The sequence below is a fragment of the Saezia sanguinis genome (genome assembly GCF_003991585.1).
In the GTDB taxonomy this organism is placed as follows: Bacteria; Pseudomonadota; Gammaproteobacteria; order Burkholderiales; family Burkholderiaceae_C; genus Saezia; species Saezia sanguinis.
The window spans coordinates 202,600-216,384 of the sequence record NZ_PQSP01000005.1 but is presented as its reverse complement, the minus strand read 5'-3'; the positions used below and the strand labels follow the sequence as shown (position 1 = coordinate 216,384).

13 protein-coding genes are annotated in these 13,785 nt (G+C 53.7%); 7 read left to right on the top strand and 6 right to left on the bottom strand.

Features of this window, described 5'->3' with window-relative positions:
• Positions 1-219 precede the first annotated feature (219 nt).
• Both CUZ56_RS10485 and recA read right to left on the bottom strand, forming a co-directional pair.
• The gene (locus tag CUZ56_RS10485; RefSeq protein ID WP_126980332.1) at positions 220-747 is read right to left on the bottom strand and encodes a regulatory protein RecX; all 528 of its coding nucleotides are present in this window, start codon (positions 745-747) and stop codon (positions 220-222) included.
• Between the two features lie 52 nt (positions 748-799).
• Entirely contained in the window at positions 800-1,876 is a 1,077-nt protein-coding gene (recA, locus tag CUZ56_RS10480) for a recombinase RecA (RefSeq protein ID WP_126980331.1), read from the bottom strand.
• Between the two features lie 191 nt (positions 1,877-2,067).
• On the opposite strand from recA, the gene CUZ56_RS10475 reads away from it, so the two are divergent.
• Both CUZ56_RS10475 and cycA read left to right on the top strand, forming a co-directional pair.
• Complete coding sequence (locus CUZ56_RS10475; RefSeq protein ID WP_126980330.1) at positions 2,068-2,571, top strand: MarR family winged helix-turn-helix transcriptional regulator; 504 nt, start codon at positions 2,068-2,070, stop codon at positions 2,569-2,571.
• Positions 2,572-2,726: 155 nt separating this feature from the next.
• A complete protein-coding gene (gene cycA / locus CUZ56_RS10470) occupies positions 2,727-4,145 on the top strand; it encodes a D-serine/D-alanine/glycine transporter (protein ID WP_126980329.1) in 1,419 nt (472 codons plus the stop codon).
• Between the two features lie 141 nt (positions 4,146-4,286).
• On the opposite strand, the gene CUZ56_RS10465 is transcribed toward cycA, so the two are convergent.
• The gene (locus CUZ56_RS10465) at positions 4,287-6,947 is read right to left on the bottom strand and encodes a DNA topoisomerase III (RefSeq protein WP_126980328.1); all 2,661 of its coding nucleotides are present in this window, start codon (positions 6,945-6,947) and stop codon (positions 4,287-4,289) included.
• A 327-nt stretch (positions 6,948-7,274) separates the two neighbouring features.
• On the opposite strand from CUZ56_RS10465, the gene CUZ56_RS10460 reads away from it, so the two are divergent.
• Genes CUZ56_RS10460 through CUZ56_RS10450 form a run of 3 tightly spaced genes read left to right on the top strand, consistent with a single transcriptional unit; the run spans position 7,275 to position 9,243 of the window.
• Complete coding sequence (locus tag CUZ56_RS10460) at positions 7,275-7,703, top strand: SET domain-containing protein (protein WP_239442398.1); 429 nt, start codon at positions 7,275-7,277, stop codon at positions 7,701-7,703.
• A 17-nt stretch (positions 7,704-7,720) separates the two neighbouring features.
• Positions 7,721-8,512, top strand: coding sequence for a biotin--[acetyl-CoA-carboxylase] ligase (locus CUZ56_RS10455; RefSeq protein WP_126980327.1), 792 nt, complete (start codon positions 7,721-7,723; stop codon positions 8,510-8,512).
• Entirely contained in the window at positions 8,506-9,243 is a 738-nt protein-coding gene (locus CUZ56_RS10450) for an SPOR domain-containing protein (RefSeq protein WP_126980326.1), read from the top strand. The genes CUZ56_RS10455 and CUZ56_RS10450 overlap by 7 nt, the downstream gene beginning before the upstream one ends.
• 6 nt (positions 9,244-9,249) lie before the next feature.
• On the opposite strand, the gene CUZ56_RS10445 is transcribed toward CUZ56_RS10450, so the two are convergent.
• Both CUZ56_RS10445 and CUZ56_RS10440 read right to left on the bottom strand, forming a co-directional pair.
• Positions 9,250-10,683 carry an AmpG family muropeptide MFS transporter gene (locus CUZ56_RS10445; protein ID WP_239442386.1) on the bottom strand — a complete coding sequence of 478 codons (1,434 nt, stop codon included), beginning with the start codon at positions 10,681-10,683 and terminating at the stop codon, positions 9,250-9,252.
• 139 nt (positions 10,684-10,822) lie between these two features.
• Complete coding sequence (locus CUZ56_RS10440; RefSeq protein WP_126980325.1) at positions 10,823-11,413, bottom strand: YiiX/YebB-like N1pC/P60 family cysteine hydrolase; 591 nt, start codon at positions 11,411-11,413, stop codon at positions 10,823-10,825.
• A 151-nt stretch (positions 11,414-11,564) separates the two neighbouring features.
• Between CUZ56_RS10440 and CUZ56_RS10435 the strand changes: the two genes are divergently transcribed.
• Positions 11,565-12,407 (top strand): M48 family metalloprotease, encoded by an 843-nt coding sequence (locus CUZ56_RS10435; protein ID WP_126980324.1) that lies wholly within the window; start codon positions 11,565-11,567, stop codon positions 12,405-12,407.
• Positions 12,408-12,509: 102 nt separating this feature from the next.
• Positions 12,510-12,845: a barstar family protein gene (locus CUZ56_RS10430; protein WP_126980323.1), complete on the top strand. Its 336-nt coding sequence runs from the start codon at positions 12,510-12,512 to the stop codon at positions 12,843-12,845.
• 27 nt (positions 12,846-12,872) lie between these two features.
• Here CUZ56_RS10430 and CUZ56_RS10425 read toward each other — a convergent pair whose 3' ends face one another.
• Positions 12,873-13,514 (bottom strand): MBL fold metallo-hydrolase, encoded by a 642-nt coding sequence (locus CUZ56_RS10425; RefSeq protein ID WP_126980322.1) that lies wholly within the window; start codon positions 13,512-13,514, stop codon positions 12,873-12,875.
• Positions 13,515-13,785 lie beyond the last annotated feature (271 nt).

The window sequence follows — 13,785 nt, the reverse complement described above, 5'->3', positions numbered from 1 at the left end:
CTTTTCATCAGGGAGCCTTCCTCTCATCATGCTTTGCAGCTGCGCTGTAATTCAGCGAAGACATGAACTATAGCACCACTTATTTAACTTTGTCAAGTGAGTCGTTCACTTAAATTGAAATGCTTGTCGCAGTTGTCAAAATGCGACGCATCCCGGCAGGCAGGGCACAACAAAAACACGCGGGTTATTGGTGCCCTTAAAGCCCTGACTTCCGGCATTCTAAGTGCCAGATTCCATGATGTTATTCCAGCCGCCAGCCAAAACTTTGCGGGTCACCTCAGAGGAAAAGCCACGATAGGTCAAAAAACGTGCCTGCTTTTGGTAACTGTTTGCATCGGAAGGAAAGTTGCTGAATTTGCGTTGCCACACCGCACAGGCACGCTCAAATTCGCTTTCTTTTAATTCTGACAAAGCTTCTTGCACCACAGATTCATCAAGTCCTTTGGCTTTCAGCTCCTGACGTAACCGCGCCTGCCCCAGCCGGGGCGCTTTCTGGTAAATCACTGCTTCTACAACACGCTGATCACTGACCCATCCCCGCTGCTGAAATTCATTGAGGATATCTGCGATTTCCTGCATCTGCTCAGAAGATAAGCTTTCTACTGTCGCGGCGTCATCTTCCTGCATTTGCTGGTTTTTAGTCTGCAACCATTTCTGCAACTTTGCGTTCAACTCCGCATATGAATAGTCTCGTTGCGCCAACAGCCGCAGTGCTTTGGCTTTGATTGAAGAAGGCTGCGTTTTCATGTCGGTGGCTGTATTGCAAAAGCGGCAAGTGATTGCCGCTTCGTATTCATCATTATTCCGCTTCGCTCATTTCTGCCGGATCAATTTCGCCGTCTTCATTGAGTAACGGGATATTGAGTGATGTGCGGATTTTGCCTTCTATTTCCTGTGCCAGAACCGGATTTTCTCTCAGAAAATCGCGTGCATTATCACGCCCTTGTCCGATTTTTTCACCATTGTAGGCATACCATGCACCCGATTTATCAACGATGTTGGCAGTCACGCCCATATCCAGTATTTCGCCTTCACGGCTGATGCCTTTGCCATACATGATGTCAAACTCGGCCATCTTGAAGGGAGGTGCCACTTTGTTTTTGACCACTTTGACACGGGTTTCACTGCCGACAACTTCATCGCCTTTTTTGATGGAACCAATACGGCGAATATCCATGCGTACCGACGAATAGAACTTCAGGGCATTCCCACCTGTCGTGGTTTCTGGCGAGCCGAACATGACACCAATTTTCATGCGGATCTGGTTAATGAAGATCACCATGCAGTTGGTTTTTTTGATGGAGGCCGTCAGTTTACGCAAGGCCTGGCTCATCAGACGTGCCTGCAGCCCTGGCATCTGGTCTCCCATATCGCCTTCAATTTCTGCACGGGGCGTCAAGGCGGCTACCGAGTCAATAACCACGAGGTCCACCGAACCGGAGCGCACCAGCGAATCCACAATTTCCAGCGCCTGCTCACCCGTATCAGGCTGGGAAAGCAGCAGATCCTGTACATTCACGCCGAGTTTCTGTGCATATTGCACATCCAGCGCATGCTCTGCATCAATGAATGCGCAGGTGCCGTTCACTTTCTGCATTTCGGCAATCACCTGCAACGTCAATGTCGTTTTCCCGGAGGATTCCGGGCCATAAATCTCGATCACACGCCCGCGTGGCAACCCACCAACGCCCAGCGCAATATCGAGCCCCAGCGAGCCGGTAGAAACCACCTGGATGTCGGAGACAACTTCTCCATCGCCCATGCGCATGATGGATCCCTTGCCAAACTGTTTTTCAATTTGGGCCAGGGCAGCTTGCAGTGCCTTGGCTTTTTCTGTGCTGACGGCGGCCTTATCGCTTTTTGCTGAAGTTGCCATGTTGTCCTGCTCCTTTTCTTTCGCTAAATAGTTACCTTGTGATTCAATTTGCATTAACTGTATGCTTGAACAGTAGTTTAACAGCTTATACTTTAAAGTAAATCAGTTTTTTAGTCAGTTTACATGACTATTTACAAAGAAACTATTTTGATGTTTAATGAATCCAGCGTTCAACAATCAGGATGATTTTCATGCCAATTGCCCACACATCCGCCTTGCATACACCTTATTGGCAGCAGCCCCATTTGGGCCGTCTGCTTGGGTATGCCCTACAACGCTTTGACCAGCGGGTGATCTCGCTGATGGCGCGAGATGTTGACGTGCCCCTGGCGCTGTCGAATCTGGCGGCTCGCGGACAGGTCAGCGCTGCCCACATCCACATTACACGCCACCTGCCACCCGAAGGCGCCCGGCTGAGCGAGCTGGCACAGCAGGCGCATATGAGCAAACAGGCGATGAATGATCTGGTAGATCAGTGCGAGGCGTGGGGTATTGTGATACGCACCATGGACGCGCGGGACCGCAGGGCCAGAATGATTCAATACACCGAAAGTGGCTTGCTGTGGTTGCAAGCGTTCACCCGTGCGGTCACGCAAGCAGAAGCCGAATTCAAAGAAGAGGTCGGCACTGAAATCGCCACCGTCATTCAGATTGGACTGGAGGCTTACGCCAGCGGGTTTGAACAGGCAGTGTAGCCAATGCAGCAGTCTGGTTTAACGCCAACTAAGTCCCATATATCGAGACCGTTGCGTATGTTTCAGCCTGACATACCTTACCAATCACGATAAAAAGCCATCAGGATCAGACGCAGGCATAGAATAGCTGCTTACATTTTCTTAGAGACACGGCCATGCCAGCACATAACGACAATAATTTTCACAGTGAAAGCATTCCTGCCAACAAACTTAAAAGAAACCTGAGCAACAGGCACATCCAGCTGATTGCGATCAGCGGCGCCATCGGTACCGGGCTTTTCATGGGGTCAGGCAAAACCATCAGCCTGGCAGGCCCCTCCATCATTTTTGTCTACATGATCATCGGATTTGTCCTGTTTTTTGTCATGCGGGCCATGGGTGAGTTGCTGCTGTCCAACCTGCACTATCGGTCATTTACCGACTTTGCCTCTGACCTGCTTGGCCCCTGGGCCGGTTATTTCACCGGCTGGACATACTGGTTCTGCTGGATTGTCACCGGCACTGCTGACGTGATTGCCATTGCCGGTTATGCACAGTTCTGGTGGCCAGACCTTGCCGGCTGGATTCCGGCCATACTGACCATTCTGTTGCTGTTGTGCCTGAACCTGTTGTCCGTCAAGCTGTTTGGCGAAACTGAATTCTGGTTCTCCATGATCAAAATCATCACCATCTGTGCATTGATTCTGGTGGGGATCTTTCTGGTTGCAACAGCATTCACATCGCCGTCAGGCACACAGGCTGCCGTATCCAATATCTGGGCCCATGGTGGCATGTTTCCAAAAGGCGTCATGGGGTTCTTTGCCGGCTTCCAGATTGCCGTTTTCGCATTTGTGGGCATTGAACTGGTCGGTACCACCGCCGCCGAAACCAAAGACCCGGAAACCACACTACCACGGGCCATCAACTCGATTCCATTTCGCATCATTTTCTTTTACATATTTGCGCTGCTAGCCATCATGGCCGTGACACCATGGTCCAGCATCATTGCAGATAAAAGCCCGTTCGTTGAAATGTTCACGCTCATTGGCCTGCCTGCTGCTGCCGGCGTCATCAATTTTGTTGTCATGACATCGGCCGCCTCGTCAGCCAACAGTGGTGTCTACTCAACCAGCCGCATGCTCTACAGCCTGGCAACATCCGGCGTTGCCCCCAAAGCATTCAGCCGCCTGTCGGCCCACGCTGTCCCGGCAGCCGGCCTGCTGTTCTCGTGCATTTGCCTCTTGTGTGGTGCCACACTGATTTTCATCATGCCCAACATCATGGCGGCCTTTACCGTTGTCACGACTGTATCGGCCACCTTGTTCATGTTTGTCTGGTCGATCATCCTGATTTCTTATCTGGTATTCCGCCGCCAGCGGCCGGAAAAACACGCGGCATCTTTATTTAAAATGCCAGGAGGCATTCTGATGACATGGGTCAGCCTGGCATTTTTTGCTTTTGTCATTGTGCTTTTAATGCTGGAAGCCGATACCCGCCAGGCCCTGCTGGTCACCCCCATCTGGTTCATTGTGCTTGGCGTCGGGTATTACCGGATTAAAAGGAAAATCACACACGCCATTCAGCATCGGCCATAGCGGATGCCCTGACAAAAAAAACAGCGCGAAATGCGCTGTTTTTGTATGTTCACCGGCAAAAATGAAATGCCTTCGTCAAAAACAAACCCCATGGCCGGTTGGCAGCAATCAAAACACCCGCCTACAGCCTAGGCTGATCGCCTATGACGCACTCTTTTTAGCGGCCCGTTTGGTTGCCGGCTTTTTGGCAGCAACGGCTGTTTTTTCATCCTTTTTCACCGTTGTTTTTCGTGCTGCGGTTTTAGCGCCGGCTTTGCCACCTGCGCGCGGCTCAAACTCAAACCCCACTTTGCCGGCTTTCGCGTCCCATGCCAGATATGCCTTGAATTTACGCCGCGTTTTATTAGAGACAAACCCTTCCAGCAAATCCGTTTTGCCGGTTGCCAGCAATTTGGTCACCTGCTCCGGCGCTATCGGCTGCTGCAAAATGATCTGCCCGGTCTTGAAATCGCATGTCGGTTTCGGCTGCTTGACGGTGGAGACCGCATTTTCACAGACATAATTGCTGCCCCACGGATAAACCCCGCCGCTGCATTTCGGGCATGCGCCTAATGAATGGATACCGCTGAAATCGGCCAGCTCGGCAGATTCGCCATTGGCATTCTTATCATCGTTGCCAAAGTCAAATTCCAGCTTCCAGTTATTGATCTCATTGTCTCTGACCAGTTTCAGTTCGGCGGCAAAAGGCCAACCGGCTTTGGAGCGGAACCCCTGCAACGGGCCGATATGCTTGTCACGCAAAAGCTGCTCGACCTCATCCAGCTCAAAACTGCGTCCACCCGGAATTTTGCTGATGGAAAATCCGCATCCTTCTGAATTGCCGTCCGCACCCGTACAGGTAAAACGACGGTAATTTTCTTTGACAACCCCGCCGCAATTCGGGCATGGTGTTTTCAAGGTGGCATAATTGCCCGGCACACTGTCCCGGTCATATTCTTTGGCCTTTTGCACAATGTGCTGCGTCATCTTGGCAATTTCGCTCATGAACGCTTCGCGGCTTAACTGCCCCTTTTCCATCTGCGCGAGCTTGTGCTCCCATTCACCGGTCAACTCCGGCTTGGAAAGCTCATCCACCCCCAGGCCGCGCAACAGTGTCAGCAACTGAAACGCCTTGGCAGTAGGAATGAGCTCACGCCCTTCGCGCAGCAGGTATTTTTCATTCAGCAGCCCTTCGATAATCGCCGCCCGGGTCGCCGGAGTTCCAAGCCCTTTTTCCTGCATGGCTGCGCGCAACTCCTCATCATCGACCGTTTTACCAGCCCCTTCCATGGCACCCAGCAACGTCGCTTCAGAAAAACGTGCTGGTGGACGGGTCTGCAGGTCTTTCACTTCCACTTCTTCCGTCTGGACCTGCTCATTGGGCTGCACCGGCACCAGCGATTTCCCGTTGCCGTCGCCTTTGTCGTCATCCACATCGGCATCCTTGCCATAAATCGCCAGCCAGCCCGGGCGCACCAGCACCTTGCCTTCAGATTTGAAACGGTGCTCCAGCACCTGCGTGATACGTGTCGTGATCAGATATTCTGCCGGTGGGAAAAACACCGCCATGAACCGCCTCACCACCAGGTCATACAGCTTGCGTTCGGCTTCGGAGAGCGCGCCTGGCATCTGCTGGGTGGGGATAATGGCAAAGTGATCTGACACTTTGCTGTTGTCAAACACCCGTTTGCTTGGTTTGACATAACTTTTCGCCAATGCCTCCTGTGCAAACGGCGATAAATGGGACTGGTGGCTTTCTGCAAGCACCTGCAGCGTTTTCTTGACAACGCCCAGATAATCCTCCGGCAGCGCCCGCGAATCCGTTCGGGGGTAAGTCAGCGCCTTATGTTTTTCATACAAGGCCTGTGCCAACGACAATGTTGTTTTAGCCGAAAAACCAAACTTGCTGTTCGCCTCCCGCTGCAACGACGTCAGGTCAAACAGTAGCGGGCTTGATTTGGAAGCAGGTTTGCTTTCCTCTGTGACCGTACCCTGCCGTCCCTGCACCGCCGCCGCAATGGCCTGTGCCTTCGATTTTTCCCACAAGCGATCGGCCTTGGCATGTTCATCAGTACCTTTTTTCCACGCCGGGTCAAACCATTTGCCCGCATAAGCACCCGCCTGGGCACCAAACACGGCATGTACTTCCCAATAATCGCGTGCGACAAACTGCCTGATTTTCTCTTCCCGCTCAACCACAACCGCCAGGGTTGGCGTCTGCACCCGCCCAACGGTGGTTAAAAAGAACCCGCCGTCGCGGGAGTTGAATGCGGTCATGGCGCGCGTGCCATTGATGCCGACCAGCCAGTCGGCCTCCGAACGGCTGCGTGCCGCCGCTGCCAAAGGCTGCATCTGCGCATCGTTGCGAAGGTGCTCAAAACCATCCCGAATAGCCTGCGGCGTCATACTTTGCAGCCACAACCTTTGCACCGGTTGCTTTGCTTTGGCGTACTGCACGATCAGGCGGAAAATCAACTCCCCTTCCCGCCCCGCGTCACACGCATTGATCAGCCGGCTAATGTCTTTTCGTTTGATCAGTTTGACAATGGCATTCAGCCGGGTTTTGCTTTTAGCCACCGGCTCCAGTGCAAACTCAGGCGGAATGACCGGCAAATTGGCAAAACTCCATTTGCCGCGCTTAACCTCATATGCCTCAGGCGCCTTGATTTCGACCAGATGCCCCACGGCCGAAGTCACAACATACTGCTCGCCTTCATAATAATCATCTTTTTTGTCAAACTTGCCTGCTACCGATGTCAGTGCGCGCACAATATCCTGCGCCACCGAAGGTTTTTCAGCAATGACCAATGTTTTTTCACTCATGTCAAAAAAATTCCTGCGTATTGGAAATGCGTTTAGCCATTCATCCACCTGACCTGAAGGCACCCCCAAATAACCAATCCGTCCACTACAGCCCCAGTATCGGGTTTACACGGTACACTGTAGTTTTCCTCTCGCGCGCATACGCACACGCGCACGCATGTGCATATATTCAATTTACAGGTTTCTTATATCGTGGACAAACCCCCTGTTAAAAACTCTGCAAAAGGCAAGTGTATTCCCCCCGCCCCTCAGGCCGAAGCCTCAAAACCGCACGGTGCACAACCGGCACCGGCCCCCAGGCAACGCCTTCGGGTACAAAATTCCAAAGTGCATGGCAAGGGCGTTTTTGCAACCCGGCCAATTGCCCGGGGGGAACGCGTCATAGAGTATAAGGGAGAAATCATCAGTGCACGGGAAGCTGAAAATCGCCACCCGCATGACCCGTTGCACCCTAACCATACTTTTTTCTTCCAGCGTGAAGACGGTAAAGTCATCGACGGCGGCGTTCGCGGCAACTCTGCACGCTGGATCAACCATGCCTGCACCCCGAATTGCGAAACCCACGAAGAAAACGGGCGCATCTTCATTCATGCGCTGCGGCCTATTGAGCCCGGGGAAGAAATTACCTATGATTACGGCCTTGTGCTGGATATACGTTACACACAAAAAGTCAAAGCCGAGTACGCCTGCCTGTGTGGCAGCCCGAAATGCCGCGGCACTTTACTGGCCCCTAAAAGGCGCTCCAAAACCAACTGATCCATTTGCACCACTCCATGAAATTCAACTGGCCCGCAGAAAGCATATGGGAGCAGATTCAGCCTGTCTGGCCTGACTTCACCATTGACATTGTCAGCCAGACCGACTCCACCAATACCCAGTTGCTGCAGCGCATCCGCAGTGGGCAGACTGCACCGGTCATGCTGGTAGCAGAAACCCAGACCGCCGGCCGTGGCCGCATGGGCAAGGCATGGGCCTCCCAGGCAGGTGATACGCTGATGTTTTCATTAGCCGCCCCTCTCAATCCGGAGCAGCACGGCCTGTCTCTGGTGCTGGGCTGTGCGGTGATCACCGCATTGGATACGATCGGTCAAAAGCTCAAAATCAAATGGCCAAACGATATCTGGTATGCGCAACCCGACCCGAACACCGGGCAGAACCTGTGGCACAAGCTGGTTGGCATCCTCGTAGAAACCATTCTGTACGGCAGGCAACGTTATGCCGTTATTGGCATAGGCATCAACATCAACCCGCCGCCACAACAAAGCACATACCATACTCCGCCCGGATATCTGAAGCAGCTTGATCCGCGCTGGGATGCCCCTTCTGCGCTGGCATGTGTTGCGCCTCATGTGGCACAAGCCGTGTACAATTTCAACACCCATGGACTGGCCCCATGGCAGCAGAGCTTTGCACAAAAAGACCTGCTGGCAGGAAACCGGCTGTATACATCAAACGGTATACAGGGCACGGGGGCCGGTATTGATCTCCATGGCAATTTGTTGATAAAAACGGCTGACGGTCTCAAAACCATCAGCAGCGGCGAGGTAAGCGTACGTCCATGTTGAGATTTCTGATTCTGGTGGTTCTGGTTATCAATATCGCCTTTTACGGCTGGACACAGGGCTGGTTTGGTGAAAAACCCGGCATGGAAAACCGTGAGCCGCAACGCATCACCAACCAGGTTCGCCCCGAAGCACTGCGCACGGCCCCCTCCTCTGCGGCCAATGCCAGCAACATCGCGTTTCCGGCCTCAGCACCTGCAGCCACCACACAAACGGCATCTGCTGTACCTGCACCGGCTCCTGCAACTGTAACACCACCACGTACCGACCTGGTCTGCATTGAAACCGGTCCGTTGAGCGGCACACAATCCAGCCAGTTGCAACAACTGGTCAGCACCGCCCTGCCTGATGAAATGTGGGAAATGAGTGTACAGACTGAGCCCAGCTCGTGGGCAGTGTATATCGGCCCGTTTGAATCTGAAGACGAAGCACAGAATAAAAAAGCAGAGCTGGCCGGACTGGGAGTCGTCTCTGAAATCATCCGCAACCGCCCCCAGTATCAGCCAGGGCTGACGCTGGGACTATTCAGGGAAAGAAGCAATGCTGACCGCTTGATGTCCACCATCCTCGAGAAAAACGTCACCGAAGCCCGCATTGTGCCCTGGACGCTTAACCCGATCGGGCAGTTGCTGCGCATTGCGCAGGCCACACCGGAACAGCGCACACAACTGGATCAACTGGCCGCTCAGGCAACTGCTCCGGCATTCAGGCTGTGTGAAACACCCCACCCTTAAAACGCGTCAATCCGGCGCTTTCTGAACCAGCACCGGTTTGCTTTGCTCGTGTACCCGGCTTGCCAGCCAGACCAATGCCAGCACCGGCAGGCCCAGCAGTGCCGTGCAGACAAAAAATGTCGGGTACTGAAAGCGATCGACAAACACCCCCGAGAAGCCGCCAATGAATTTCGGAATCAGCATCATCAACGATGAAAACAACGCATATTGCGTGGCCGAAAACTGAATGCTGGTCAGGCTGGACAGGTAGCCGATAAACGCCGCCGATGCAATCCCGCCGCTCAGGTTATCCATTGAAATCACCGCCACCAGCGCAACCACCTTGCCTTCCACCGCCAGATGCAAGCCCCACAGGGTCAGGTTGATATCCAGCACCTGCAAGCCATCCCCATGCCACGCCAGCCATGCAAACAGCAAGTTGGTGGCCGCGCTGAGCGCTGCGCCCAGCATTAAAATCCGAAACACCCCTGCACGCATCACCATGACGCCACCAATAAAGGTACCCACCAGCGTCATGATCAGACCAAACACTTTGCTGACCGCCGCAATCTGCTCTTTGGTATAACCCATCTCGTTATAAAACGGGTTGCTCATCACGCCCATGACAATATCCGAAATGCGGTACACGGCAATCAGCGCCAGAATAATAACCGCCTGCCAGCGGTAGCGGTGCAGAAAATCGGCAAATGGCGCAACCACCACCGACATGACCCAAAGCGCCAGTCGCTCCAACATGGAGAGCCGGTGCCCCAGCACATCCTGTGGTAATGGCGTTGGCGCTACCCGCACTTTTTCCGGCGACAGCAATACCGTCAGCACACCCACCAGCACCGAAGCGGCCATCACCAGATAAGACACCTGCCATGCATAGGCGTCATACCCCGCGGTGCCCTGCTGCACACGGGCTGCAATCCACAATGCACCGGCCCCCGACCAGATCATTGCCAGACGGTATCCGGCCTGATAGGTGGCAGAAAGGGCCGCCTGCACCTTTTTTTCAGCCGACTCAATCCGGTAGGCATCCAGTGCAATATCCTGCGTTGCCGATGAAAACGCCACCAGCAACGCAAAACCAACCAATGTCCCAAGCCCCTGCTGCACATCGGTCAGCGCCATGCCCACCAGGCCCGCGATGATTCCTGCCTGCGCCAGCAGCAGCCAACTGCGCCGCCGCCCCAGCCACGAGGTCAGTAATGGGATGGGGAGTCTATCCACAAAAGGCGACCAGACCCATTTAAACCCATAAGCCAGCGCCACCCAGCTCAAGTATCCAATGCTTGCACGAGACACCCCGGCTTCCGATAAACGCAGCGTCAGCGTCCCCAGCACCAGCAGCAGCGGCAAACCGGCCGAAAACCCCAGAAACAGCATCCGTAAGGCTTCCGGGCGCAGATACACGGACCAGACCTGCCACCATCCTTTTGTTTGCTGCTCACTCAAAATAACATCCTTGGTCCGTTGCAGGATCGCTCAAAATTCATACATTTTAAATTCAATAGAAACACCATGGCAGCCAGCACCTCAATTGCGCCGGTCTGCCAAGCGCACAACTTGTAACAATCAAACTGATATGTTTAGCCTACGGCCCGCTGTCGTATATGATTTTGCCCCAGTGGTACATCTGGGCAGGTTGAATCACCGGTGGTACCGGGTTGTCTGGCCGGCCCTCCCAGGCGGGTTTGTATGCGGCAACCACCAACTGGGTGCAGTAATACCTGTCGGGCATATTCAACCCGACCAGACCGGTAAAGTTATACCCCTTGCCGACCCACTCCCTGGCGCGTACCACCGCTTCAGCACTGTTTTTATCGGAAGCCCACATCGGGCGGATAATCAGCACCCGCTGCGACTTGGCCAAAAACTCCGCCAACGGTGTTGTATGTATACCAACCCCTTCGGCCTCAATCACCTCTCCGCGCTCCGCATCGTAAATCGCGGCATGAGACAAAGGCGCATTGGTCACAGTCGCAACAAAATTATCCGTATGATGCACCCCTCGGGTGACAAACCAGTCGCCATGCCGGGCCAGCCGGGTCACATCCTCCAGAATCTGCTCGGAAACCAGTGTCTGCGATGAGTCGGCAATCATCCGTGTCGCGCAGCTTCCGGCCCACAACGCACACGCCACAATCACAATACCGATCAGCCACCGCTTGTAAGACCTCTTCACTCCGCGCTCCTCGTTGACCAAACACCCATCACCGACATTATTGATATGCCTTTATCGGGTACGCATGTAACACCTTCAAGTAATCCTTGTGCTTCACACATTCTAAATTACAATAGCCCTCATTATTTGATTTTACAAGGAGAATTCGACTATGGAACAGTCCGTTGTCCAAAAAAGCCTGCTTCAATGCAAAAAATGGCTGATCACAGTCCCCTTGCTGGCCCTGGGCCTGGCTGGTTGCGGTTCTGCTTTAATGAGCGCCGTCGTTCCCGGTGCTGTCACCGCTGATGAGCTTGAACAGGCTGCAGACCTCCAGTACCAACAGCTTTTGACAGAAGCCAAAAAGCAAAATGCACTGGTTCCTGCCAACAACGCACAAAACAAGCGCCTGCAAACTATTGCACAGCGACTGATTCCCTATACCTACAGCTTCAACCCGAAAGCTGAAAGCTGGAACTGGCAGGTCAGCCTGATCCGCAGCAAAGAGTTGAATGCATTCTGTATGCCTGGTGGCAAAATCGCTTTCTACACCGGCCTGATTGACTCCCTGAAACTGACCGATGACGAAATCGCCATTGTGATGGGCCACGAAATGGTGCACGCCCTGCGCGAACACTCGCTCACCCAAATCAACAAAACCGCACTGACCAACACCGGTCTGTCTCTTGGCGCCAGCGCTGCCGGTGTTGATGGCAATGTGGCATCGGATTATCTGGTCAACCTGGGCACACAACTGATGTCACTGCAGTTCAGCCGCTCCGATGAAAGCGAAGCCGACCGCATCGGACAGGAAATTGCCGCCCGTGCCGGCTACAACCCGCAAGCCGCTATCTCCCTGTGGGAGAAAATGGACCGTGCCGGTGGCAGCAACGATACGCCTACATTCCTGAGAACCCATCCTCAGAACAGCCAGCGCATCACTGACCTCAAGCTCAACCTGCCGAACGTCATGCCTCTGTATGAAGAAGCCCGTCGCCAAGGCGGAAGACGTTAATCCAGCATCACGCTGAAACGTCTGCAGGCAGGATGGCTGGTGTTGCCAGTCACCTGCCTGTTTTTATGATGGTGTTCAATTTTTCAAACCGGTCACATCAAAATGGCACAACTCAGACTCGTCACGCTTGACCTGCAAGCCCTGCAAACGCTCAATGATTTGCTGGATGCTTTCGCGCTGGCTTTTGAATACGCTGAAGGTTACAGCGGGAAAAATCCCGATTCATGCATTGACATCCTCTCCGGACTGCGCTTTCCTGAACAAGGCATGACACGGGCACATCTGGCAGAAGATGAATCCATTCTTTTAAGAGCCATTCACATGGGAGAAGCCAGCAACACCATCAGGCAATGGCTATGCACCATTGTCGCTGCGGTCAACAGCCGCGCGGGCGAAATGGAGCAGGCCCCGTTAATTTATTTACTGCTGACAGAATAATTCCGGCCGCGTTTTGTTGCGCGGCGCTCAGGTCCCGCCGACAAACGGGTTGGTCTGGCGCTCCTGCCCAAAAGAGCTCTCCGGGCCATGCCCCGGAATGAACACGGTGTCATCTCCCATCGGCCACAGGCGCTCGACGATACTGCTGATGAGCTGATCATAATTGCCGCGCGGAAAATCCGTACGGCCAATAGATCCGGCAAACAGAACATCACCGACAAAGGCCCGCCGAATCTCTTTGGCATGAAACACCACATGCCCCGGCGTATGCCCCGGGCAATGCCTGACCTCCAGCGTTTCCTGGCCAATATGCACCTGATCCAGGTCATGCAGCCAGCGCGCCGGAATAAACGGCTCGGCCTCTCTGAAAGCAGGCATGCTGATGGCCCGGTCTTTCAGCTTCTCAATCCAGAACAGGTCTTCTTCCTGTGGGCCGTAAATCGGAATATCCAGTTCCCGCGACATCTTGGCCGCACCAGCAGCATGATCCACATGCCCATGCGTGATCCAGATCTGCTCCAGCCGCACACCAAGCTCCTGTGCAGCAGCTTCAATCTTGGGCAATTCACCACCCGGATCAATAACCGCGCCTGCCTGGGTCTGATCGCACCAGACAATCGAGCAGTTCTGAACAAAAGGGGTTACCGGGACAATGTGGTACTTCAACATGAAACGTTTATCTCCTTCTCTGCACATCTCCATAGGGGCACCATGCCAGACACAGCAACCAGGCCCCTGCCTTTTTCATGCAGAATTTTTAGCATATGATACCTGAGTTGCCTGCCTGACAGCTTGCCAGTTCCAGATAGCATCTGCACCTATACGACAATCCCGCTGTGCCAAGCAGCCTCTATCCGGCTTGATGCACAATCACTGTACTTCGTTGTGTTTCAATATTCTTCAATGACACGCATCATGGCAGGCACTGCCAGCCGTCTGC